The sequence below is a fragment of the Fischerella sp. JS2 genome (assembly GCF_032393985.1).
GTDB lineage: Bacteria > Cyanobacteriota > Cyanobacteriia > Cyanobacteriales > Nostocaceae > Fischerella.
On sequence record NZ_CP135918.1, the window covers coordinates 2,022,905 to 2,048,032 of the forward strand.

Genomic DNA, 25,128 nt, shown 5'->3' on the forward strand with positions numbered 1-25,128 from the left:
TTGTTGTTTAGATATTTAGAAGTCTCCCGACTTCTACAAGAAACTGTTTACCGACTGTAGAGTTGTGTCATCTCTAACAATCTTTGACTTAATTCTGATGTGAGTAAATCCGAACTGGTGTAACGCCAACGCCAGTTACCCGCGTTCACACTCGGATCGTTCATCCTAGCGCTGTTATCCAAACCCAAAATATCTTGGAGGGGAAGAATTGCTAAATCAGCAACAGAAGCTAATGCTGTACGAATAAACTCCCAATTGATTTCTAATATTTCTTCTGGCGAATCGTAACCGAGATATTTCGCAACCATTTGCTTTTCTTCGGGTTTAGATCCATCTTGCCACCAACCTAGTGTAGTTTCGTTGTCGTGGGTTCCTGGATAGACAACGCAATTTTTCACATAATGATGGGGTAGATAAGCATTGTCAGAACCACCACCAAAGGCAAATTGCAAGATTCGCATTCCTGGAAAATCAAAGCGATCGCGCAATTCTTCTACTTCTGGTGTAATAATACCTAAATCTTCTGCCATCACGGGCAAACTACCTAAAGTTGCTCCTAAAGTTTCAAAAAATTCGACTCCTGGTGCTTTCACCCACTCGCCATTGATAGCTGTTTCTTCCCCGGATGGTACGCGCCAGTAAGCTTCAAAACCCCGGAAATGATCAATCCTGACAATATCTACGTATTGTAATGTGGCTCGGAAACGTTCGATCCACCAGGCAAAGTTGGTTCGCTGCAATTTTTCCCAGTCGTATACAGGATTACCCCACAATTGTCCAGTTGCACTAAAGTAATCTGGTGGCACACCTGCAATATAAGCAGGTTCTAAGGTTTGGGAGTCGAGTTGAAAAATCTCAGGATTTGCCCACACATCAGAACTGTTGTGACAAACGTAAATTGAGATATCCCCGACTATTTGGATGTTTTTGCCGTTGGCGTAGGCTCGCAGGTGTGACCACTGCTGAAAAAATTTAAATTGTAGAAATTTATGATATAGTATACTGTCATGAAATTCTTGGGCTGCGGCTTGCAAGGCACTAGGTTCACGGCGAGCGATCGCACTTTTCCATTGGCTCCAAGGTTTGCCATCGTTTGCTTCTAGTAGTGCCATGAACAAGACGTAATCGTCGAGCCAAGCCGATTGCATCTGACAAAATTGTTCATATTCAGGGTTCGATTTCTCGCTTAAGGAATGTTGAAAGCGTTCATAAGCAAGACGGAGAATACTTATTTTGTGAGGAATGACTACATCGAAATTAACTCTATTAGGGTTGTCATCTGCACTTTCCGGTGGCAGCGTCAATTCCTCTTGGGATAGTAAATTCTCTTGTACCAACTGCTCTAGACTGATCAGCAGTGGATTTCCAGCAAAAGCACTAAAATTCATTGTATAGGGTGAATGCTCATAGCCAGTGGGCCCCAAAGGCAATATTTGCCACAGTCTTTGGCCACTTCTCTGCAAGAAATCCACAAACTCGTAAGCCGAATGACCTAAATCACCAATGCCAAATCGACTGGGCAGACAAGTTGGATGTAACAAAATTCCGCTTGCTCTTTGAAAGCTCATCACAAAATCCTCAGTTTTTCGGTATCAGGTAATACAAAAAGGTCTAAAAATTCAAACAAAGCTGCGAGTCCCCCTTGTACAATAACTTATTGCCAATAGGTTGTATAAACTATGCAAAATCCGATTTTGAAGGACGATCCGCTTTGGTTTAAAGATGCTGTAATCTATGAAGTGCCTGTACGTGCTTTTGCCGACAGTGATAGCGACGGCATTGGCGATTTTTGTGGGTTAACGCAGAAGTTAGATTATCTGCAAGATTTGGGAGTCACAGCAGTTTGGGTGCTGCCCTTTTTCCCCTCGCCACTGCGCGATGATGGCTACGATATTTCAGATTACACTAGTGTCAACCCCATCTACGGTAATCTAGAAGACTTTAAAGCTTTTTTGACAGCTGCCCATGAGCGTGGGATTCGCATTATTATTGAGTTAATTATCAATCACACCTCCGACCAACACCCTTGGTTTCAACGGGCAAGGCGATCGCCTGCGGGCAGTTCCGAAAGAAATTTTTACGTTTGGAGTGACACTCCTGAAAAATACCAGGACACGCGGATCATCTTCAAGGATTTTGAAACTTCTAACTGGACATGGGACCCGGTAGCAAAAGCCTATTATTGGCATCGCTTTTATTCTCACCAACCAGATTTAAACTTTGAAAATCCAGAGTTACAACAAGCACTGTTTAATGTTGTTGATTTTTGGTTAGAAATGGGCGTTGATGGTCTGCGTTTAGATGCAGTGCCTTATCTTTATGAACGTGAAGGAACTAACTGTGAGAATTTACCAGAAACCCACGAGTTTTTGAAGAAATTGCGGCGACATGTAGATGCTAAGTTCCCCAACCGGATGTTACTGGCGGAAGCAAATCAGTGGCCCGAAGATGCAGTAGAGTATTACGGACAAGGGGATGAGTGCCACATGGATTTTCACTTTCCCCTAATGCCACGTTTGTATATGGCGTTGCATATGGAAGATAGCTTCCCAATCATTGACATTTTGCAACAGACGCCACCCATTCCCGATAACTGTCAGTGGGCGCTATTTTTACGTAACCACGATGAACTGACTTTGGAAATGGTCAGTGATGAAGACCGGGATTACATGTACAAAGTTTACGCCCAAGATCCCCAAGCCCGGATTAATTTGGGTATTCGTCGCCGTCTCGCGCCGTTGATGGGTAATAATCGTCGCCGGATTGAGTTGATGAATGCTTTGTTAATGTCTTTACCAGGAACACCCGTATTGTATTACGGTGATGAGATTGGTATGGGGGACAATATTTATTTGGGCGATCGCAATGGTGTGCGTACGCCGATGCAGTGGAGTCCTGACAGAAACGGAGGTTTTAGCAGTGCCAATCCCCAAAGGCTTTATGCCCCTTTGATTGTAGACCCAGAGTACCACTACGAAGCGGTCAACGTGGAAGCACAACGGGCAAACCCAAATTCTCTGTGGTGGTGGACTAAACGACTAATTGCCACCAGAGGACGTTATCAAGCTTTTGGTCGGGGTACGTTTGAATTTTTATATCCAGAAAACCGCAAAGTCCTAGCTTTTACTCGCAACTACAACGATGAACACATTCTCGTTGTCGCTAATCTCTCGCGGTTTGTGCAGACTGTGGAATTGGATCTATCTGCATTCAATGGTATGGTTCCGGTAGAAATTTTTGGTCGCAATGCTTTTCCGGTAATTAGTGAATCTCCTTACTTCCTTAGCTTGGGACCCCATGCATTCTATTGGTTTACCCTGCAACTGCAACCCAGCTTTACCTGTCCGATTCGCAATCCCAACCAAATACCTAAACTCATAGTCAGTGGCAAATGGCAGAATGTTTTTGCCAAAGGTGAGGCGAGAACGGCACTTGAAAGTATACTGCCAGATTATCTGTGTAGTTGTGCTTGGTTCGATGGCAAAACACGCATTATCCAAGCTACCCATGTTATGGAAGCAATTCCTGTGAGTCACGATGAGACCCAAGCATATATTATTTTACTGCGGGTAGACTACACAGAAGGCGATCCCCAAACTTATGTTCTCACCCTTGCTTACGAGACAGATGGCGTTGGCAGCGATCGCTTTAGCACTCACATCGAACAAATTGTAGCCCAGATATATGTCCAGGGTAAACAAGAAACCGGAGTCTTATTTGATGCTTTAGGACAAAAAGACTTTTTAAATATCCCCTTGGATGCGATCGCTCATCATCATACCTACGAAGGTATGCAAGGTAAATTGCTGGCAACATCCACAGAACATTTTTCGGAAATTCTGACTTCCGTTAGCGAACACAGCAGTAATGTTTCTTTGGAACCGCATTTACTCAAAGGTGAACATACTAACACAGGCATTATCTATGGCGATCGCCTGATCTGTAAAATCTTCCGCAAAGTTGAGGCTGGTATTAACCCCGACCTCGAAATAGGTCGCTTTCTCACCGAAACTTCAGCTAAAAAAGGCATACCCCAATTAGACCACTTAGCCCCCGTCGCCGGTGCATTAGAATATCACTGTAAAGGTTCTGCACCAATGACATTGGGGATCTTGCGAAAATATATCCCTGAGATTCGCGATGCTTGGTCTTATACCCTAGACAGCTTGCGTGACTTTTTTGAACTAGTTCTGCCAAAATACGCAGATATAACTGATATTGAACTACCCCCCTCCTTGTTGCAAGCAGCGCTATATATTCCAGTCCCGGAAATGGCTCAAGAATTTATGGGTAATTACCTATTGGCTGCTGAATTGCTGGGACAACGAACTGCCCAATTGCACATAGCACTGGCATCAGACCTGGAAAACGCAGACTTTGCACCAGAGCTATTTTCTTCCTTCTACCAGCGCTCCATCTACCAATACATGCGGAATCAGGCAGGGCAGACCATATTGCTATTGAATAAACATTTGCAGCAATTGCCTAATAATGTCCAACCTTTAGCAAAATTGGTAATCAACCAACGCGAGTTGATTTTGGGGCGCTTTCAGGAAATCTTAAACCACAAAATCACTGCCATGCGGATTCGGTGTCATGGCAACTATTCCTTAGAGGAAGTGTTGTACACAGGTAAAGATTTTATCATCATTGATTTTGAGGGTAACTCAGAACGTCCTTTGAGTGAACGCCGGATGAAGCGATCGCCCCTACGGGATGTTGCCTCAATGATCGGATCTTTTTACTATGCCAGCCGTGTTGCTTTGCGTAACGAAGAAGAAAGCGGTATCCTGCGTCCTGATGAGTTACCACTGGCAGAACACTGGCAGCAGTTCTTTTTCTGCTGGTCTAGCGTCGCCTTTTTAAAATCCTATCTGATCACCTCAGATCACGCAGCCTTCATACCCAAGCATCCTAGAGAGTTACAAGTCCTCCTTGATGCTTTCTTGTTAGAAAAAGTCATCCTGGATTTAGACTACGAACTCAGAAACCGTCCGGATTGGCTCGAAATTCCTTTACAGCGAATTTTGGATTTGTTACAAAACTCGAAGTAATTGGGTTGGTGTAGATCAACGTATTTCTCGTGTTCGCTATTAGTGATTAATGGTTAGTAGTTAGTGGTCAATAACCAACTACTAACTATTAACTGGTAGATAATGTAAGTTTTTTAAACGCAAAGGGACGCAAAGGGAAGCGCGGAGGGACGCAGAGTTTTTATATAAACTTTTGTTTGAAAGGAGATGAATAATTTGTGAGACAATTCTCATTGTTGTTTAATCCAGCTAGACACTACCCGCTTTTGCCATTAGGCTGGAATGCTAGCAAAGCCCAACAAACAGTTGTTGATATTGTCAATGAGACAACATCTTACTTGGAGAAAGCAGCCTCTTTTCCAGTTCATCCAATGGATGAGTATGGGTTTGGTAATGATCTATACTTTGGAACGGCTGGAGTTCTTTGGGCGATCGCTTATTTACAGAATGTGGGGGCTATTGATTCAACTTTGGATGTCGGCTCGTATTTAGACACACATTTATAACAAAATTGCAGAGATTATTAGAAGCTGCCCTATCCAAATAATTCATCTTTTTTGTTTGGTGAACTACCGATTTTGCTGCTGCAATAATCAGATTGCACCCTCTGAGGAAAAAGTCACAGAAATTATACAATCAGTGCAGAAGAATAATGAGCAACCCATACGAGTATTAATGTGGGGTATGCTAGGTTCAATGTTGGCTACTTATTTCATGTATGAATGGACACTGGACTGGTGATCTCGATTTAGCAATTTATTTATGGGATTGTATGCAAGCTCAAGCCAAGTTTCCCACGATTGATGTTTTTTAAAATCCAAAATTGCTTGAGTGATACTTCTTTGATGCTATAAGTCCCTAGATTTTTCTATGAAGCCAATCCAAAATTCAAAATTGTATAAGTGCTAACTTAGTTTGTATCTTTTCCAGACAATATCGTGGTAATGATGTTTTTCATGGCACGTATATTTTGTCGGCGATCGCATTGCTAGGACAAACTACTTTTCAAGTAGACTTTTTGCGGAATCGCCATTTTTATATTTGTAGGTTTGATAAGAATTATTTACATAATTACCAGCTAATTGAGCAATGGCTGGAAAGCAACGATGTTCCCCAAAATGGGGAGATAAATAAGCTATAGGTATTTTTCTAAATTGAATGGTCTGGCTATCGGTAAAACCAGTTGAGTAAGAAACTTTGTCGAATTATATCACTGGAGTTTAGTAAATAATGCAAACAATCTTAATTTTGACAGCGAATCCTCAAGGCACTTCACGATTACGTTTAGATCAGGAGGTACGAGATATTGCAGAAGGATTAGAGCGAGCAAAAAAACGCGATCAGTTTATTCTAGAGTCAAAGTTAGCAGTACGACCGAGGGACATCCAACGGGCAATGCTAGAGATCAATCCTTCTATTGTTCATTTTTCTGGACATGGGACGGGGGATGAGGGTTTGGTATTTGAAGATGAAACAGGTTTAGCAAAGCTAGTTGATGGAGAAGCGTTAGCGGGACTGTTTGCACTGTTTGCAGAGGAAGTTGAGTGTGTTGTTCTAAACGGCTGTTACTCAGATGTGCAAGCTTCGGCGATCGCTCAACACGTTAACTATGTGATTGGCATGAAAAAAGCGATCGCAGATAAAGCAGCAATTGAATTTGCTGTGGGTTTTTATGATGCTTTAGGATCTGGGAAAACTGTGGAATTTGCCTACAAATTTGGTTGCGCTGCCATTAATTTGGCAGGTATTCCAGACCAACTCACCCCGACTCTGAAGAAAAAATCAAATATTGAGGAGACGGTTGTTAACAGGTTGCTTGAAAAGCAAGTAAATGAACATACATCTGAGGACTTTCAGGAACTCAGCAACTCTGATAGAGAAATACTTACAGAACTCCTGACACGCAGTGGACGTGCTGAACCTTCGGCACGAAAAGCACTGTGTATAAAAATTGGAATTGAACCCAATCAACTTACATTTCTCAGACAATCAACTGATGCTGACTTTGCCTTAGAGCTAATTACTTATTTGCATATTACCGATGATCAACAAGCTCTTTGGAAAATCTGTAAGGAACTTGAAGTTGTATTTAAAAGAGGGAAGTACGCAGCTGATTTGGAAAGTATTAAATCAAAACTCAAAACTTAATTATAAGTAATATTAGGAGTAGCAAGTATGACAACTCAATTCCTTTTGGATGAAGATGATATAAAACAATTAACAAAACTAATGTTACTAATGACCGAGACCCAAGAGTCAAGAAAACAACTATGTAGAGACCTTGGCATCAATCCCCAGGAAGTCTCGTTTATCAGAGATTCTTCCGATGATACATTTTGTACAGAGCTAATTGACTGTTTAAATCGCTATGGCTATCAAGAAAATTTATGTAAGCTTTGTTGCAATAAATTGTTTCCTATTTTAAATAAATCAGTATATAGCCATCGTATATCCATTTTAAAAAAGATTATAGAAAAACTCAATTGCAATTGTAATTTTAATCAAGCCCAACAGAATCATCCAATACCAACTGTCACTAATCCATATGCATTAAAACCTGAATCATGGTTGACAAAAATCAGTAACGTTAACAAAAAACTACTTGCAAGTGGTGCAATTATGCTAATTGGGTTAGCAGGATTTTCCATCGGGCAAATCGGGCAATCTCATAAAACTGCCATAGCTGGTTGTCCTGCTTCTTATCCGTGGGAATTTGGCTGGGGATTAAGTTCTAAAAGTTTTGCAGGAGAGTGGAATCAGAACAGAACTTATATCAAGATTGACGGGAATAAAGTAATTGTCTTTCAATCTGAAGCTTCCCGTCGCCCAAATGGAGAAGGTGAGGTAATTTCCGAGAATCCTCCAAAAATCCAGGTGAATTATCCTGATGACAGGACACTTAGAGGTGAACTCGTTCAGTCAAATTGCATAAAGTGGAATGATGACACTTTTTGGAGCCGCTAAACTAACTGTAATTTGGTAGTACTAACTTTTAAGAATTTGAACTTTACTTAACAAACTTACGCATATTGTCAAGAAATCTTAAAAATTGGTGAATGATTATTTGAATTGTGAGTGTTAAGCGATCGCTTGACTCTGCTTAGGGATGTAGCAAAATCGTCTACGCGATCGCAGAAAAAGTTTGACAAAATTAACTATTTATGGGGTTGTCATTCTGGAGTGAGTGAGTAAAATTTCTGTCAACAGATTGAGTTACAAAACTTTTTATTTGGCTTAATATTTGAAAGATTGTGAGAAGCTAGGGCGTGTTGTGCTTAGCAATCTTTTGTAACACGCGTTAGCTCAATTATCCTGCCTGATAAATCTGTAACAGGAGCTTGACCGTATGTACTTCTCACTCTGGCCTGGTAGACCATATCCTTTGGGAGCAACCTGGGATGGTAAGGGTACAAACTTTGCTCTTTTTTCTGAACATGCTACAGGAGTGGAATTGTGTCTGTTCGATCAAAAAGGGCGAGAAACTCGACTAGAACTTAAAGAAGTCACAAACTTTACTTGGCATGGTTATGTCCCTGGTATTGGCCCTGGTCAAAGGTACGGTTTTAGAGTACACGGCCCTTTTGCTCCTGAAGAAGGACATCGCTTTAATCCCCACAAACTACTAATTGATCCCTATGCCAAGGCAATTGATGGCGATGTTCGTTTTGGTGAAGAAATTTTTGGTTATCGTTGGGGTGATCCAAATCAAGACTTGGGATTTTCTGACCTTGATGACGCTCATTTAGTTCCCAAATCAGTTGTTGTGGATCAGTCTTTTGATTGGGAAGGAGACGAGTTACTGCAAACTCCTTGGCATGAGACGATTATTTATGAAACTCATGTCAAGGGATTTACGAAGCTACACCCAGAAATTCCCCCTAAGCTACGTGGAACTTACGCTGGACTCGCCCATCCGGCAGCGATTTCTCATTTGCAATCTTTGGGTGTGACGGCAGTGGAATTAATGCCGATTCATCATTTTCTCGCCTATCCTGGACATTTGGTAGACAAAGGTTTAAAAAATTACTGGGGCTACGATTCTCTTTCCTACCTGGCTCCCTACTCTGGTTATAGTGCCAGTGGTTCTCTAGGGCAGCAGTTGAGAGAGTTTAAGCAGATGGTGAAGGCATTACACAATGCTGGCATAGAGGTGATCTTAGATGTGGTTTACAACCACACAGGTGAAGGTAATCATCTTGGGCCGACTCTTGGACTACGTGGTATTGACAACGCTGCTTACTACCGCCTAGTTGATGGCAATTATCGTTACTACATGGATTTTACTGGTTGCGGTAATTCTCTCAACGTCCGCCATCCCCAAGTGCTGAAATTAATTATGGATAGTCTACGTTATTGGGTGTTGGAATGCCATATTGATGGTTTTCGTTTTGACTTAGCATCGGCGTTAGCTAGGGAATTATACGCAGTTGATCGTCTGGCAGCATTCTTTGATATCATTCACCAAGATCCAGTGATAGCAGATGTGAAATTAATTGCTGAACCTTGGGATGTAGGTGAAGGAGGCTACCAAGTAGGCGAATTTCCACTGTTGTGGTCAGAGTGGAATGGTAGGTATCGCGATACAGTGCGGGAGTTTTGGCGTGGGGTAGACAGCCGCATGGCAGAGTTTGCTTATCGGTTTACAGGCAGTTCTGATTTGTATCAGTTTAACGGTCGCAATCCTAGTGCCAGCATCAACTTTATCACCGCTCACGATGGTTTTACTCTTTACGACTTAGTGAGTTACAACGAAAAGCACAACGAAGCTAATGGTGAAGATAACCGAGACGGAGAAAGTCACAACCGTTCGTGGAATTGTGGTGTGGAAGGTGAAACAGATAACCTAGAAGTTTTGCGTCTGCGGAGAAAACAACTGCGGAACTTTTTGGCAACACTGTTTCTTTCCCAAGGTGTACCCATGTTGGTAATGGGTGACGAAATGGGACGATCGCAACGCGGTAACAACAACCCCTACTGTCAAGATAACGAAATTTCCTGGCTCGACTGGGACCTACAAGAAGAAAATGAAGCACTGTTAGATTTCACCCGCCAATTAATTGACTTACGTCGCAGACATCCTGTGTTCCGCAGACGTAAATGGTTCCAAGGGCGTGCTATTCATGGTTCTGGTGTACATGATATCTTATGGTTTAATCCCGACGGCGGCGAAATGACAGAGGAACAATGGAATGATGGTTTTACCAAAGCGATCGGCATTTTCCTCAATGGCGAAGAAATAGCCACACCAGGGCCAAGGGGTGAACGTATCATTGATGAAAGCTTTTTATTATTCTTCAACGCCCACTACGAAATGGTGGAATTTCAAATTCCCCATAGACTACAAGATTGGGAATGGCTGACTATTATTGATACTACCAAACCCCGTTTTGTGCAACGCGGTAAACGTTACATCGAAGATAAACCTGTACAAGTAGAAGCGCGATCACTTGTTATGTTGCAACGTATGGGCAAAGTTTCTCGTGATGACGAGGATTAAAGGGGATCGGGGACAAGGGAGATACGGGGGACAAGGAGGACACGGGGGACAAGGGAGAACATCTCCACTCCCCACACTTCCCACACTTCTCACACTTCCCCCACTCCCCCCACTCCCTTATACCTAACCACTAACCACTAACTAACATGCATATCGGTTCTCAATATTTAGGCGATCGCACTTGCAATTTTACTCTCTGGGCGCCTTTAGTTGGCGAGGTTGCTGTTCACCTTGTCGCCCCAGAAGAAAAAATTATCCCCCTCCAAAAGGATGAACGAGGTTATTGGCACGGAACCGTCAATAACGTTGAGCCTGGTTGTCTCTATTTTTACCAGTTGGATAGGCAAAAAGACACAGCCGATCCCGCTTCTCGTTTTCAACCGGAAGGGGTTCACGGGGCTTCACAAGTGATTGACCACAGTAGCTTTACTTGGAATGACAGCAAATGGCGAGGAATTCCCTTAGAGCAAATGGTCATCTACGAATTGCATGTAGCCACTTTTACTTCAGAAGGGACATTTGAAGCAATAATTCCTCGGGTTCCCGAATTGCTAGAGTTAGGTGTGAATGCCATTGAAATCATGCCTGTTGCCCAATTTCCAGGCGATCGCAACTGGGGTTACGACGGTACTTTTCCCTACGCGGTGCAAAATTCCTATGGTGGGGTTGATGGTTTAAAGAAATTGGTTGACGCCTGCCATCAGCAAGGTATGGCTGTAATTTTAGATGTTGTATACAACCATCTTGGCCCAGAAGGAAACTATCTTTGGGGGTTTGGTACTTATTTTACAGACCATTACAAAACTCTTTGGGGCAGTGCGGTTAATTTTGACGGTCCTTACAGCGATGGTGTACGCAATTACTTTATCCAAAATGCCCTTTACTGGTTAGAAACTTTCCATATCGACGCTTTGCGTCTTGATGCAGTTCACGCGATTTATGATTTTGGTGCTAAGCATATTTTGGCAGAGATTGCCGCAGCAGTCGCCCAACTTTCGCAACAAGGATATAAACGCTACCTGATTGCCGAAAGTGATTTGAATGATCCCCGCATTATCCGTCCTCTCCAGGTAGGTGGCTACGGAATTGACGCTCAGTGGAGTGATGATTTTCACCATGCTTTACATACTGTACTGACAGGAGAAAATCAAGGATATTACAAAGATTTTGGTCAACTAGAACAGCTTGCCAAAGCCTACCGCCACAGCTTTGTCTACGCCTGGGATTACTCCCCCCATCGCCATCGCTACCACGGAAATGATGCCAGTGATTGTCTGTCTCAACAATTTGTAGTCTGTTCTCAAAATCACGATCAGGTAGGTAACAGGATGATGGGCGATCGCCTTACCTCCCTAATCTCCTTTGAGGGGTTAAAATTAACTGCGGCAGCTGTTCTGCTATCCCCCTATGTTCCCTTGTTGTTTATGGGTGAAGAATATGGCGAGACTGCTCCTTTTCTCTATTTTGTGAGTCATAGCGACCCTGACCTGATCAAGGGGGTAAGGGAAGGTAGAAAAGCAGAATTTGCTGCTTTTTTTGAGATTTATGGTCAAGAAGCACCAGATCCGCAAGCAGTAGAGACAATGGAGCGATCGCGCCTCAATTGGGAAAAGCGTCATGAGGGCAAAAACCGGATGTTATGGTTGTTTTATCAAAAGTTACTCAAACTACGCAGAACCATTCCTGCACTTGCTAACTTAGATCGCAACAACTTAGAAGCGTCGGTAATAGCACCAGAAAAGGTTTTACAGCTGCGACGGTGGTGTGATGGTAATCAAGTGTTATGCTGGCTGAACTTTAGCCCAGAAGTTGTTAAAATTAAAGCAAATATACTTACTGGAACCTGGAAAAAACAACTCGACTCGGCTGACCCCGCTTGGGGTGGTGATAATTCCCTATTACCCGAAATACTAAACACTGAATCCCAGTCAACATTTGCACTTCATCCTGAGAGTGTAGTTGTTTACTGTCAATAGTCATGTGTTGTTTGTTGATTGTTAGTAGTTAGTGGTTAGTAGTTAGTAGTTGGTTGAACCACTAACCACTATCCACTAACTACTAACCAATGACGATTGACGATTGACAATTGACGATTAACAATTGACCATTGACTAATAACTAATCATGCAAATACCTATAGCAACATACCGGATACAATTCACTCCTAGTTTTGGTTTTGAACAAGCCAAAGCGATCGCTTCTTACCTATCAGAGTTAGGAATTTCAAATTTATATGCCTCCCCAATTTTAACAGCGAGAAAAGGCAGCACCCACGGTTACGATACAGTTAACCCGAATGAAATTAATCCAGAATTGGGTGGAAAAGAAAAATTTGCAGAATTAATTGCAGAACTCAACCACCATCATATTGGCTGGGTGCAAGATATTGTCCCTAACCACATGGCATTTGATAGTCAAAACCACATGCTGGTAGATGTTCTCGAAAACGGTTCTGACTCTCAATATCGAGGCTTTTTTGATATTAATTGGCATCATCATTATCCCGAAAATCAAGGCAAAGTACTTGCACCTTTTTTAGGTAAATTTTGTGGCGATTGCTTAGAAAGTGGTGAATTACAACTCCAATATGAAGAAAATGGTTTAACTATTAATTACTACTCACTAAAATTCCCCATCCGCATCGAATCTTACTCTCAAGTTTTTACTTATGATTTGGGACGTATACGCGATAAATTAGGTAGAGATCATCCCAATTTCATGAAACTTCTGAGTGTTCTCTATATGTTGAAATATATTCCATCAGGAGAGGAAGGCAGAGAACGCTACGACCAAATAGTGATTATCAAACGCATGTTATGGGAACTCTGGAATGATAGTCATGAAGTCAAGGAATTTATAGAAGAAAATATTCGTATCTTCAATGGTGAATTTGGAAAACCGGAAAGTTTTAATCTCTTAGAGAACTTACTCGCTGAACAATTTTTCCGCCTCGCTTACTGGAAAGTTGGCAATGAAGAACTCAATTACAGACGTTTTTTTACTGTTAATGATCTAATTTCGCTCAAAATCGAAGACGAACAAGTTTTTGAAACAACACATTCCTGTATCTTGAAATTAGTTCAAGAGGGAACAATTAACGGATTAAGAATCGACCATATTGATGGTCTTTATGACCCAGCCCAATATCTCAATCGACTACGTGAACATGCCCCTGAAGTTTACCTAGTTGTGGAAAAAATTCTTGAACCTCATGAAGAATTGCCAATTAACTGGCCAATTCAAGGCACAACAGGTTATGACTTTCTCAATCAAGTCAATGGTATTTTCTGCCAACAATCAACAGCAGCTGAATTTGATACTATTTATCAGCGTTTTTTGGGCAGAAAAGTTTCTTGTGAAGAATTAATTGACCAAAACAAAAGGTTGATTATTAGTAAACACTTAGCAGGAGATATTGATAATTTAGCCCACTTACTCAAGCAAATTTCCGGTCGCTATCGCTATGCTAGCGACTTTACTATGTATGGCTTAAAAGCTGCTTTAGTAGAAATTTTGGCGCTGTTTCCTGTTTATCGCACCTATATTAATAGCGCCGGGGCTAGCAAAGCAGACCGGGAGTATATTCAGCAAGTGATGACGCAAGCTAAAAAGAATATTCCCAACTTCCTTAATGAATTAAACTTTATTGAAAAGTTTCTCATCCTAGACATTGACGAACACCTCTCCCAAGAAGATCAGGAACAATGGTTGCATTTCTTGATGCGGTTGCAACAATTTACCGGTCCATTGATGGCGAAAGGTGTAGAAGATACAGTTTTGTATGTCTACAATCGCCTGATCTCCTTAAATGAAGTTGGTTCTCATCCCACACATTTTGGTATTTCTCTAGAAGATTTCCATATCTTTAATCAACAGCGTTCTTCTCAATGGCCCCATGCCATGAATGCTACTTCTACCCACGATACTAAACGTGGTGAAGACATGCGCGCGCGTATTAATGTTTTGTCGGAAATTCCCCAAGAGTGGGAAAATCATCTCAAAGAATGGCGGGAAATCAATGCTTCCCACAAAGAAACTGTAAATGGACAGGATGTACCAACTCCCAACGATGAGTACTTTTTCTACCAATCGTTAATCGGGGCTTTTCCTTATAAAGACGAAGAGTATCCTGGCTTTGTAGAACGGATGCAGCAATATATTATTAAGGCAATTCGTGAGGCAAAAGTCCACACAGCCTGGCTTAAACCAGATACAGCTTATGAAAATGCCTTCACTAATTTTGCCGATCGCGTCTTGAAAGACCCCCAGAATAACCCATTTCTTGAAGCTTTCCGTCCCTTCCAGCGCAAAATCCAACACTACGGCATTTTAAATTCTCTCTCTCAAACATTAGTGAAAGCTACTGCCCCGGGTTTGCCAGATTTTTATCAAGGATCGGAACTTTGGGATTTGAGTATGGTAGATCCAGATAACCGTCGTCCGGTGGATTTTGAAATCCGGCAAAAATATTTGCAAGACATTAAAACTAAAGCAGCACAAGATATCTCAGGCTTAATCACACAACTGCTGCAAACCCCGGAAGATGGACGAGTGAAGCTATTCCTGACTTATAAACTTTTGCAAGCAAGGCAAGAACACTTAGATGTATTCCAAAAGGGAACCTATGTCAAATTGTCAGTTGCAGGTAGTTTAAAAAGTCATATTGTCACATTTGCTAGAGAATTACCAGATAAGAGAATAATTGCGATCGCTCCTCGTTTTCTCACCTCCCTGGTTAAAGAAGGCGAGTATCCCTTAGGTGAACAAGTTTGGCACGAAACCCGCATTGTTCCCCCGGCTGGTTCCTCTGATGTTTGGTATGACGCCATCACCGGACAGCAAGTGCAAGGTGAGGATACCCTCTGGCTACGGGAAATTTTGCAACAGTTTCCCGTAGCATTGTTGGTTAATCAAGCAGAAGCACCACAAGAAACAGAGAGCTAATAAATAGCAGGCGAAGTCAAATAAATCATCTTGTTTCCACGCAGAGTATTATTGTTGCCATGCTCTGCGTGGAAATTTTATTTAGGTAATCGTAATGGATAATTGGTAATTGGGGTAAAAATCTGGTAGCGTGCGTTATTAGATATTAGTTCTAACGCACCAAAAATCACTACTTATTGCCTAATAGTTGCGATCGCAGGACTGCTGTCTTAGAAAATAAAAAACAGTAATTGAATGTTACAACTAACAATCGCAAAGTTACGGTTGAGAAGAAAATTGAATTGCTTATCATGGAACTGGACGACTCTAAATAGTCCGGAGATGCCATGCCCAAACGCCTGATCACAGGGTTAAATTCTTGGTTCCAGCGAGATAAAATTGTAGCTAACTTAGAGGTTTTTCAAGACTTTATTGTCATCTCGCTTTGTCTTGGTTTATTTTGTGTAATGCTGATCAGATTGGGAGATATGTTTTTCTCTCTTTTGCATCCATTAGATTTACGGCAAGTCACATCTGATATTCTGTTTATTTTGATTCTGGTAGAATTATTTCGCCTGTTAATTGATTACATACAACAACAGCAAATCTCTGTAGTAGCGGCAGTGGAAATTACAATTGTTTCTGCTTTACGAGAAGTGATTTTACGTGGTGTACTGGAAATTCCTCGCGACCAAATTATTGGAATATCTATATTTTTAGTAGTTTTAGGAGTAATTCTCATTGCTATTCCTTGGATGTCTCACTTTTTTGAACACATTAAAATTAATCAACCCGAAGCAACAGAAATAAGTACTCAATTATTGACTGACGATTCTCTTTCCTCTAATTAATTGTAAATGCGAATACAGCATATTTCCTTAATTGACTTTATATTTATTTGCTTTAATTTTCTTCTAAAAAAAGATCCTCAAATTAGATAGCTATATTAAGTTTTTTTAACATTTAAAATCGCCAAATAGTTTGCGATATGCTATGCTGACGTTAGGGGAAATCAAAAATATGGGTTACAAGCGTACTTTCTTATAAACAAAAAGATAGTGTCGAAGATATATCACCTTTATGTAGACAAAGAAGACGCTGTAAATAACTCAATAAAATAGGTTATATCACTTGATTTATGCAGTAAGCTTTAAGAGTCAATAGTCATATTGAGTGTAAATTTTGAAATTTTGACTCACTTCATAATTCACAACTCCTAACTTCAGGAGAGGATCATTAGAATGAAAATAGCCTTCGCAACCAGTGATAGAGTCCATGTTAATGCTCACTTTGGATGGGCGCAAGAAGCAGATATTTATGAAATCTCAGATGCTGGTTATAAATTTATAGAAACTCTCAAGTTTGCTGGTAGTTCTAATAAAGATAAAGATGCTGAAAGTGAAGATAAAACAGCATCCAAGATTGAGGCATTAGCTGACTGTAAGATTGTCTATGTGGCATCAATTGGTGGTATTCCTGCTGCAAAGTTAATTAAAAGAGGTATTATGCCAGTAAAGCCACAATCAGATGAAGAAGAAATTATCAGTATTCTGAATAAATTAGTGCAAACTCTCAAAGGCAATCCTCCACCTTGGTTACGTAAAGCTATACAAAAAAGTTAGTTGATATGACATCTGTCAATTTGTGATTGCTTTCAAGTTTGTAGCGAATGTTGTCGTGTTCATAAACAACGTCAAGACGTTGGTCACGAATGTCTTGATGTTCTCTATGGATGGAATGATCTTGATGATGAATGCTGATTTAGAAAGTGCGTAGACCGACTTTTTGGAACGCGATCGCTGACAAGAAGTAGTGAAGGAAATACAAGTGGTGTCGTTGAGGGTATCAATAACAAGCTCAAGTTAATTAAACGCTTGGCTTATGGATTTAGAAACTTTGAAAACTTTTGAGTGAGATGTTTATTAAGTTGGCATTTTAATTTTTAGTTTTGCATAACAAGTACTGAACAACCATAAAAATAAATAAAAAACAGAAAAATTTTGCCCACTGAATATCATATTTAATATCTATAGGACTACTATTTGGTTTTTGAAAAGATATGTAGGGTGTGTTAGTAACGCACCATTCTATTTTTTTGGTACGTTACGCTATACGATAACACACCCTACGTGTACTTAGATTTTTTCGATAATCAAACTGGATTCCTATACTATAGTGGACAAAGTTTTTTTAAACTGTGACTAAATCTTGTTCCACAGTATTAGGCATAGTCATTGGATCAAATCCTAACTGCTCAGTAATCCGCTCTCTAGCTAAAATCCGATATTGCCAAAAATGTTCACCAGCAGCACATAAACCCAAATACATATTCAGGAATTTGGGCTTAGTGCGAAGAATCGCCCACAGTTGTTGCCAAAACTGAAGACGAGTTTCCCGGCGTTGCCAGCCTTGACGCCAAAGTAACTGGATGACTAGCCTGATTCCTTTTCCAGGAGGGAAATACACTGTTTGCTGGAGGTAAGGATTGGGTGTAATGCTGAGGCATTGTTGAAAACAACGTCGCAGATAGTTTTTGGGTTCGTACATTGTCCACATTGCCTTTACATATTCTCTGGCAACTTCAGCCATTGGGCGAGTCGGGACAAAGTTCATTAAGGCATTTTGATCTCCCACCTGTTCACCACCAAAACCTTCTAATAATCGCTGTTCCTGTTTTAGTCTTTGCCACAGCGCTGTGTTAGGGACAGCTTGTAAAATTCCTAGCATGGGTTGAGCAATGCTAGTTTGTTCTACAAAGGCTTGAATTCGCTCACCTGCACCACTGCGTTCGCCATCGAAGCCAATGATAAATCCTGCATAAATAAGTAATCCAGCTTGATGGATTTTCTGACAGGCTTCTACTAAGGGATTGCGGGTATTCTGATACTTGCGAGTCACTTGCAGACTGTCTTGATCGGGGGTTTCTATACCAAGAAAAACTGCGTAGAATCCAGCTTGAGCCATTAAGTCCAATAACTCTGCATCTTCTGCGAGATTGACAGAAGCTTCAGTCCAAAAAGTAAAGGGATAATTGCGTTCCTTCATCCAAGGAATTAACTCTCGTAGCAGGCGTTTAACATTGCGCTGATTGCCAATAAAGTTGTCATCCACCATAAAGATTGACCCACGCCAACCTAAGTCGTAGAGGGTTTGGAGTTCTGCTAGAGTTTGACTTGGTTCTTTGGTACGGGGTTTGCGACCATAGAGATTGATAATGTCACAGAATTCGCAGTTAAAAGGGCAACCCCGAGAAAACTGTACCGCCATCATAAAGTATTTATCTCGCTTGAGTAAGTCAAACCGAGGCATTGGACTTTGAGTTACATCTGGTTTTTCACTGGCGCGGAAGATACCTTGCTCTTGATTTTGAGCGATCGCTTCTAAAAATTGCGGAACTGTAATCTCGCCTTCGTCTAAAATCAGGTAGTTGGCTCCTGCATTGAGGGCAGCTTCTGGTATTGAAGTCGGATAAGGCCCACCTACTGCTACTTTTTTCCCTAGCTGTGCTGCTTTGTGAATCTGGGCAAGAAAATCTTCTTTTTGGGCAATCATTGCAGAAAGAATCACAATATCACACCATTGCCAATCAGCATCTGTTTCTGGACTAACATTGCGATCATAAAACCGAATTTCCCATTCTGTCGGTAGCATAGCAGCGACAGTAATAATACCCAGGGGTGGAATAGATGCCTTGAGTCCTGCGATCTTCATAAATTCATCGTAAGACCAAAAAGTTTTAGGAAAGCGGGGATAAAGTAACAGTGTTTTCATGGTTGTAATACCAATTCAAAAAATGTTTGCGACAGATAAGGCATTGAGGATGAAGTCATAACCAGTCAAAGAAGCAGCAATTTGAGGAGTGAGGAGAGCTAGGAGTTGAGCAACCTTGGTTTGCAGATGCTCCAGGTGATCAAATAGCTCCCATTTCAAGTCTTGCTTGAGATATTCCCAAACGCGCTCTATGGGATTCAGTTCAGGAGAATGAGCAGGCTGGAACAAAAGAACAATATTCTCTGGAATTTGTAAACGTTTAGCTTTATGAAATAAGCCGTTATCAACTTGGAGAATGTTAAGTGATTTGGGATAACAGGCAGCGAACTCGTTCAAAAATTGTTGGTAGCATTCGGTATCAACATGAGAAAACTGCCAAAATAAACTTTCCCCAGTAAGTGGTTCAACTGCTCCATATAGCCAGAACGCTTTAAATTGCCACTGCCAATCACCAATAGGCTTAACTCCGGGAAGAGTAATTTTACGTCCTTCAATGGTTTTGAGTCCAAATCGACTCTCATCTTGTACAAAATAACGAATATTTTCGTACTGGGGCAAGATAATGGCACTGTATTGAGCAATTAATTGCAAGTCATCACCGAGTTTTTTTTAAAAGACTCTAGTTTTTCTTCGTCCTGTTTTCGGTTACGCGGACGTGGGACTTTCAGCTTGGCTTTGAGCCTGTAACGTGCCAGATGATGTACAGTTGCGTACTCAGCTTGCACACCCAAGGTTTTTTCTAACCAATGTTGTATTTGTGTGTACCGTTGAAACCCACCTTCTGGTTGTTCGAGTTGTTTTTTCAAACTCGATACAGCCCAATCTGGTATTGCTCTTTTTCGACCTGAACTCGTTCCAAATTCAACAACCGCCTCAATTCCTCCTTCTCGATAATCTGCCAACCATCGATGTACTGTAGCTCGATGTTTTCCCAAGATTTTAGCAATCTCACTTACACTCATTTCTTGCCCTTTAATCAGATATAGGGCTTGTATACGTTCTTTGCTCCGAGACTGTTTTTGATGTCTGAGCAACTTCTCTAGTTCCTCGACACTATCAACTATCTCGATCTGTGTTACCCCTACCATCACATACCCTGAATGCTACTTCTGTCTATTTTTACCATCTGTCGCATTCTTTTTTCAAATTGGTATTAGATAGATACGATTATTTTCTTAATACTTGATGTCTTGTATAAGCAATAGGTATGCTTGCCATAGAGGTAAGGCTGAAATCAGTGATCAGTTATTAGTAAATTTGTTGGCTGGGATCTGGTAACTGGATAAATGTTAAATTCTGAAGGCAAAAAACGCGTGAACTTGGAACTGTCTACCCCTCTAGAATTAATGGGACGTTCAGCAGAATTTCAGCGAATAGTAGAAGTTCTGGCAGCAGATGGTGACTTGTTAATTGCAGGAGTACCAGGAAGTGGACGGCGTACTTTGGTACGGAGGGCTGCTTTAGCGGTGGGGGCAATTATCCTAGAGATAGATTGCATCCGCGCCACAGATGGAGAAAGATTTGTGCAGTTAATGGCGGAGGCGATCGCTCAAAATTTTGATGCAGTCAAAATTCAAGATTGGGTTGCTAGCAGTGGCAAAGAATTTTTTCGCTTCCAAATGGAAGAGGACTCCTCAATCCCTACTGGTAAACTAACACCAATGCGTTTTCTCAATCCAAAACAGCTGTGGCAAGCATTTGAGCTTTTGCTGGGATTACCCCAAATTTTGGCTGCATCTCAGAATCAGCGAGTTGTGATCATATTGCAGAGTTTCCCTCATATCCGCTCATGGGATCGTCACAGTTTATGGGAAATTACATTTAGACGAGAAATTAATCAGCAAACTCATGTCAATTATGTACTCATAGCAACTATTGCCGAGACAACTCACTACTCTGAAGAGACTAACTACCCACTGGAGACTATACAGTTATCACCGCTAGCGAGAGATGTTGTAGCAGTATGGGCAAGGGAGATTCTACAGACAGTGGGACTAACATTTGATTCCCGTTCCAAAGCCATGCAACTATTTTTAGATGCTGTCCAAGGACACATCGGCGATGCAGTGGCAATAATTCGTCGTCTGCAAGCTTTACGTCGCCCTGATGGGTTAATTACTGAACAAGAAGTACAACAGGCGATTGAAGAACTACTTAAGGATTTATCTATCACCTTCGAGTCCTTACTAATGTTACTTCCAGGTAATCAAGTTCATCTTTTGGAATGTCTAGCAACAGATCCCACGGAAAAACCTCAAAGTAGAGAGTATATTCAAAAACATGGACTTTCTCGTGGTGGCAGTCTTCAGGGCGCACTCACTGGACTTCAACACAAAGGCTTGATTTACGGGGCTGAACAACGGTATAAAATGGCATTGCCTTTACTAGCTTTATGGTTACGTCAGCGTTTAGGCTAGGAACTGAAATTTGGGATTTTACGAAAAGTTTGTAGAAGTAGAGACGCGCTATAGCGCATCTATACATTAGTTAATAAACTTTACCTTGGACAACTGCACCTTGGTATTGACGTACTAAAATACCATCTTCCATTTCGACGATGCGATCAGCAATGTCTAAAATCCGGTTATCGTGAGTCACCAACAAAATCGATGTTCCTTGTTCTTTTGCAAGACGCTGCATTAATTCCACAACATCGCGTCCTGATTGTTTGTCTAAGGCTGCTGTTGGTTCGTCTGCTAAGACTAATGCTGGATTATTAACCAAAGCACGAGCGATCGCTATTCTTTGTTTTTGTCCTCCAGATAAACTATCTGGATAGTAGTTAATTCTCTGTCCTAAACCAACTGCTCTGAGTATACTTTCAGCTTTAGCAATAGCTTCTTTTTGAGATATATGTTTGTTCAATTCTACCGCCATTTGTACGTTTTGTCTTGCGGTTAAAAATTCTAATAAATTATGGGCTTGAAAAATATAACCAATATTACGCCGAATATTGACCAATTTTGTTTGGCTAGCTCGATATAATTCTTTACCTAAAAATTTTAAGCTGCCTTCTTGCACAGACCGCAAACCACCAATTAAGCTTAGTAATGTTGTTTTACCTGACCCCGAAGGGCCAGTCATCAATACGATTTCTCCTGGATAAATTTCTAGATTAATATCAAATAGAATTTGTCTTCTCAGCGCGCCTTTACCATAATAATGATTAATATGTTGAATAGAAATTACAGGTTCTTGTTTCATAGTCAATAGTTAGTAGTTAGTGGTTAGTGGTTAGGGTTAGTTGTTTGTCATTGGTCATTGGTCATTTATTGGTAGATAGTAGTTAGTAGTTCGTTATTACCAATTACCAATTACCAATTACCAATTACCCATTACCCTTTAAAAAATATCTGCTGGGTCGGCATATCGTAATTTTCTGACAGCGATCGCACCTGAGATAAAGCACATAATAATTGTTAAAATCAGTACTTGTATTGCTCGTGCAGCACTCATATAAACTGGTAATAAAGTTGCTTGTCTAGCCTGTTGATAAAGAAATAAAGAAAAAGCCAGTCCTGGTATATATCCTAAAATTGCTAAAATCAAAGCTTCTTGCAAAATCACAATTAGTAAGTATTCTTGTGCATAGCCAATCGCTTTGAGAGTGGCATATTCAACTAAATGATCTGCTACTTCTGTATAAAGGATTTGGTAAACAATCACAGTGCCAACAATAAAACCCATGATTGTTCCCAAAGTAAAAATAAAGCCGATCGCTGTACTACTTGCCCAGAAGTTTCTCTCTTGATCAATATATTCTTGCTTCGTTAAAACTCTTACATCAGGTGGTAAATAATTCCTTAATTCTTTAGCTACAACATCTGCATTTGCACCTGGTTTGAGCTTAATTAAACCAATATCAATTAAACCTGGCTGTCGATTAAAAAATATTCGTAAAAAGTTTACATCGCTCGTAATTAAATTACCATCTGCACCAAATGATGCTCCTAAGGTAAATAATCCTCCTACCTTAACTAATCTTCTTCTCACTTCTGCAGTAACTAATTTACCTTGTTCAAATTTCGCTGCTATTGGCCCATACTCTTGTCGTGATGACCTATCATACAAAACTACATCGGGTATTTTAATTTTATCTAAATTCTCTTCCAGACCCTCAAGTTTTAATACGTTAGATTGGGGATTAAAACCAATGATAAGTAAGTTGCGAGGGATACCTGTTATGGGATTTTTCCAGCTAGTATAGTCTAAATATATAGGATGTACTGATTGTACCGCTTGTAAATCTAAAGCTCTATATAAGCGTCTCTGGGAAATGGGCTTCATCGATAGTAAGGCACTAGATTGGGGATTAATTAAAACAATGTCGCCCTGTAAGCTACTATGAAATCTCACGTTACTATAGTACAGAGAATCCCGAAATCCGAGTTGCATAAACATCAAAATATCGGCAAAAGCAATTCCTGCCAAAGCTACAGCAAGTCGCGTTTTTTCACGTTTTAATTGTAGCCAAGCAAGAGGAATTTTGCTGCCAAACATGATGTTTATCTCCAAGCATTTTATATAAAAATAATTGCAAGCAAATTTCAAATTTATAAACTAAGCTATGATTTTAATTTCATAATTCATAATTTTAAAGATTGATGCCTACAACTACCTTGGCATAAGTTAAACCTGCTACTTTAGCGCTATCTTCACTAGATAAAGCTATTTTGACTTCTACAACTCTTGCATCTACATCTGCGGCGGGATCTGTATTGAGTACATCTTTTTTACCAACTTTTCTACCAATCTCAGTAACTGTTCCCTTTAATTCCCCGCTAAAAGCTCCATTTTCACTCTTTATAGTTGCTTCTTGACCAAGACGCACTCTACCGATTGTGTCTTCAGAAACTTCAGCAACAACTACCATCTGATCAGTTTTGCCGATCTCAGCAATACCATCTACGCCCATTGTTTCCCCAGCCTGAGTATGAACTTTTAAGACTTCTCCGGCTATCGGTGCTTCAACATAGCTTAAGCGTAGTTGTGCTTCTGCTTTTCTGAGATTAGCGATCGCATTTCCATATTGAGCTTGTACTATTTGCAAATTAGTAGGACGAGTATCTAGAAGTCTTTGCAATCTAGCTCTTTCTTCATCAATTTGCTGTTGCAAAATAGCTATAGTTTTATCTCGATTGACTTTAGCTTCTGCAATTTGTTGTTGCAAAGTTGCAATGGATTGTCTACGTGTGGCTTGGGTTTCAGCTAATTGTTCAGTAGCTGTGACTGCACTCAAGCGTCTGTTGTCACGTTCTTGCTGAGAAATTGCGCCTTCTCTGTATAACATCTCATAACGTTGAGCATCAACTTGAGCATTACGTTGCTGAGCCTGAATGCGGGCTATACTGGCTCCCAAAACATCTGTTTGTCCCCTTAATTCTGCTTCTATACGGTTGATCAAGGCTCGTTGAGCAATGCTTTCGCCACGCAACTGAGCGTTTAAGCGAGCAATAACGGCTCTTTGAGCTTCAATGTCTTTTGGCAAAGTTGCTCGAATTTGTTCTAAATTAGCACGGGCTTCTTGGACTCTAGCTCTGGCTTCTTCTAATACAGCTTTGTTATTGCCAAAGCTATCCAAAAGCGCGATTACTTGACCTTTTCTAACACGTTCCCCTTCTTTAACAAAAAGTTGTTCAATTCGCGAAGTTCCTTGTATTCCTGTGGGAGCAGAAAGTTTTACCACATCTCCTCGCGGTTCTATGCGTCCCACAGCATGAACAGTAGTGACAATTGGTGCGCTGGCTACTGGTTCGGTCTGCTTCAACTGATCCATTTTGGCCATCGTCAGCAACCCAGCCGCAACTGTAACTGGTAGAGCGATCGCGATCGCCCACCAAAGCTGAGGTTGTTCTCTAAATGCTGATTCCTCTGTCATTCGCGTCATAGTATATTACCCTTCTA

17 protein-coding genes and 1 pseudogene are annotated in these 25,128 nt (G+C 40.9%); 11 read left to right on the forward strand and 7 right to left on the reverse strand.

Features of this window, described 5'->3' with window-relative positions; all coding sequences use genetic code 11:
* Positions 1–47: 47 nt before the first annotated feature.
* Entirely contained in the window at positions 48–1,568 is a 1,521-nt protein-coding gene (gene malQ, locus RS893_RS08465) for a 4-alpha-glucanotransferase (RefSeq protein ID WP_315790754.1), read from the reverse strand.
* Positions 1,569–1,679: 111 nt separating this feature from the next.
* Here malQ and treS point away from each other — a divergent pair, with 111 nt between their 5' ends.
* The 10 genes and pseudogenes from treS to RS893_RS08515 all read left to right on the forward strand — a co-directional run.
* Positions 1,680–5,054, forward strand: coding sequence for a maltose alpha-D-glucosyltransferase (gene treS, locus RS893_RS08470; protein WP_315790755.1), 3,375 nt, complete (start codon positions 1,680–1,682; stop codon positions 5,052–5,054).
* A 197-nt stretch (positions 5,055–5,251) separates the two neighbouring features.
* On the forward strand, positions 5,252–5,539 hold the full coding sequence (locus RS893_RS08475; protein WP_315790756.1) for a hypothetical protein: 288 nt from the start codon (positions 5,252–5,254) through the stop codon (positions 5,537–5,539).
* Positions 5,540–6,263: 724 nt separating this feature from the next.
* A complete protein-coding gene (locus RS893_RS08480) occupies positions 6,264–7,181 on the forward strand; it encodes a CHAT domain-containing protein (RefSeq protein ID WP_315790757.1) in 918 nt (305 codons plus the stop codon).
* A 27-nt stretch (positions 7,182–7,208) separates the two neighbouring features.
* Positions 7,209–7,997: a hypothetical protein gene (locus RS893_RS08485; protein ID WP_315790758.1), complete on the forward strand. Its 789-nt coding sequence runs from the start codon at positions 7,209–7,211 to the stop codon at positions 7,995–7,997.
* A gap of 382 nt (positions 7,998–8,379) precedes the next feature.
* A complete protein-coding gene (gene glgX, locus RS893_RS08490) occupies positions 8,380–10,530 on the forward strand; it encodes a glycogen debranching protein GlgX (RefSeq protein ID WP_315790759.1) in 2,151 nt (716 codons plus the stop codon).
* Between the two features lie 146 nt (positions 10,531–10,676).
* Positions 10,677–12,506, forward strand: a complete 1,830-nt coding sequence (gene treZ, locus RS893_RS08495) for a malto-oligosyltrehalose trehalohydrolase (protein WP_315790760.1) — start codon at positions 10,677–10,679, stop codon at positions 12,504–12,506.
* 148 nt (positions 12,507–12,654) lie between these two features.
* A complete protein-coding gene (treY, locus tag RS893_RS08500) occupies positions 12,655–15,474 on the forward strand; it encodes a malto-oligosyltrehalose synthase (protein ID WP_315790761.1) in 2,820 nt (939 codons plus the stop codon).
* A gap of 326 nt (positions 15,475–15,800) precedes the next feature.
* The gene (locus RS893_RS08505) at positions 15,801–16,304 is read left to right on the forward strand and encodes a phosphate-starvation-inducible PsiE family protein (protein ID WP_315790763.1); all 504 of its coding nucleotides are present in this window, start codon (positions 15,801–15,803) and stop codon (positions 16,302–16,304) included.
* A 390-nt stretch (positions 16,305–16,694) separates the two neighbouring features.
* Positions 16,695–17,075, forward strand: coding sequence for a nitrogen fixation protein NifX (gene nifX, locus RS893_RS08510; protein ID WP_315790765.1), 381 nt, complete (start codon positions 16,695–16,697; stop codon positions 17,073–17,075).
* Between the two features lie 201 nt (positions 17,076–17,276).
* Positions 17,277–17,363 (forward strand): annotated as a pseudogene (locus RS893_RS08515) (transposase); the annotation flags it as partial.
* 280 nt (positions 17,364–17,643) lie between these two features.
* Here the strand turns inward: RS893_RS08515 and RS893_RS08520 are convergent.
* The 3 genes from RS893_RS08520 to RS893_RS08530 are packed head-to-tail and all read right to left on the reverse strand — an operon-like array spanning position 17,644 to position 20,312.
* A complete protein-coding gene (locus RS893_RS08520; protein WP_315790767.1) occupies positions 17,644–19,224 on the reverse strand; it encodes a B12-binding domain-containing radical SAM protein in 1,581 nt (526 codons plus the stop codon).
* A 15-nt stretch (positions 19,225–19,239) separates the two neighbouring features.
* A complete protein-coding gene (locus tag RS893_RS08525; protein WP_315785248.1) occupies positions 19,240–19,815 on the reverse strand; it encodes an IS630 family transposase in 576 nt (191 codons plus the stop codon).
* A complete protein-coding gene (locus RS893_RS08530; protein WP_315785251.1) occupies positions 19,806–20,312 on the reverse strand; it encodes a helix-turn-helix domain-containing protein in 507 nt (168 codons plus the stop codon). The genes RS893_RS08525 and RS893_RS08530 overlap by 10 nt, the downstream gene beginning before the upstream one ends.
* Positions 20,313–20,510: 198 nt before the next feature.
* On the opposite strand from RS893_RS08530, the gene RS893_RS08535 reads away from it, so the two are divergent.
* A complete protein-coding gene (locus RS893_RS08535) occupies positions 20,511–21,641 on the forward strand; it encodes an ATP-binding protein (protein ID WP_315790768.1) in 1,131 nt (376 codons plus the stop codon).
* A 70-nt stretch (positions 21,642–21,711) separates the two neighbouring features.
* Here RS893_RS08535 and RS893_RS08540 read toward each other — a convergent pair whose 3' ends face one another.
* The 3 genes from RS893_RS08540 to RS893_RS08550 form a co-directional block, all read right to left on the reverse strand.
* Positions 21,712–22,428 (reverse strand): DevA family ABC transporter ATP-binding protein, encoded by a 717-nt coding sequence (locus RS893_RS08540; RefSeq protein WP_315790770.1) that lies wholly within the window; start codon positions 22,426–22,428, stop codon positions 21,712–21,714.
* Between the two features lie 138 nt (positions 22,429–22,566).
* Complete coding sequence (devC, locus tag RS893_RS08545; RefSeq protein ID WP_315790771.1) at positions 22,567–23,724, reverse strand: ABC transporter permease DevC; 1,158 nt, start codon at positions 23,722–23,724, stop codon at positions 22,567–22,569.
* A 94-nt stretch (positions 23,725–23,818) separates the two neighbouring features.
* Complete coding sequence (locus RS893_RS08550; protein ID WP_315790772.1) at positions 23,819–25,111, reverse strand: HlyD family efflux transporter periplasmic adaptor subunit; 1,293 nt, start codon at positions 25,109–25,111, stop codon at positions 23,819–23,821.
* Between the last annotated feature and the right edge of the window lie 17 nt (positions 25,112–25,128).

Bases quoted from the DNA above. Each gene is read 5' to 3' on its own strand.
- RS893_RS08530 (WP_315785251.1), bottom strand. From the start codon at position 20,312: ATGGTAGGGGTAACACAGATCGAGATAGTTGATAGTGTCGAGGAACTA.
- RS893_RS08550 (WP_315790772.1), bottom strand. From the start codon at position 25,111: ATGACGCGAATGACAGAGGAATCAGCATTTAGAGAACAACCTCAGCTT.
- treZ (WP_315790760.1), top strand. From the start codon at position 10,677: ATGCATATCGGTTCTCAATATTTAGGCGATCGCACTTGCAATTTTACT.
- RS893_RS08485 (WP_315790758.1), top strand. From the start codon at position 7,209: ATGACAACTCAATTCCTTTTGGATGAAGATGATATAAAACAATTAACA.
- RS893_RS08505 (WP_315790763.1), top strand. From the start codon at position 15,801: ATGCCCAAACGCCTGATCACAGGGTTAAATTCTTGGTTCCAGCGAGAT.
- RS893_RS08520 (WP_315790767.1), bottom strand. From the start codon at position 19,224: ATGAAAACACTGTTACTTTATCCCCGCTTTCCTAAAACTTTTTGGTCT.
- RS893_RS08535 (WP_315790768.1), top strand. From the start codon at position 20,511: ATGTTAAATTCTGAAGGCAAAAAACGCGTGAACTTGGAACTGTCTACC.
- RS893_RS08540 (WP_315790770.1), bottom strand. From the start codon at position 22,428: ATGAAACAAGAACCTGTAATTTCTATTCAACATATTAATCATTATTAT.
- treS (WP_315790755.1), top strand. From the start codon at position 1,680: ATGCAAAATCCGATTTTGAAGGACGATCCGCTTTGGTTTAAAGATGCT.
- malQ (WP_315790754.1), bottom strand. From the start codon at position 1,568: ATGAGCTTTCAAAGAGCAAGCGGAATTTTGTTACATCCAACTTGTCTG.
- nifX (WP_315790765.1), top strand. From the start codon at position 16,695: ATGAAAATAGCCTTCGCAACCAGTGATAGAGTCCATGTTAATGCTCAC.
- glgX (WP_315790759.1), top strand. From the start codon at position 8,380: ATGTACTTCTCACTCTGGCCTGGTAGACCATATCCTTTGGGAGCAACC.
- RS893_RS08480 (WP_315790757.1), top strand. From the start codon at position 6,264: ATGCAAACAATCTTAATTTTGACAGCGAATCCTCAAGGCACTTCACGA.
- devC (WP_315790771.1), bottom strand. From the start codon at position 23,724: ATGTTTGGCAGCAAAATTCCTCTTGCTTGGCTACAATTAAAACGTGAA.
- treY (WP_315790761.1), top strand. From the start codon at position 12,655: ATGCAAATACCTATAGCAACATACCGGATACAATTCACTCCTAGTTTT.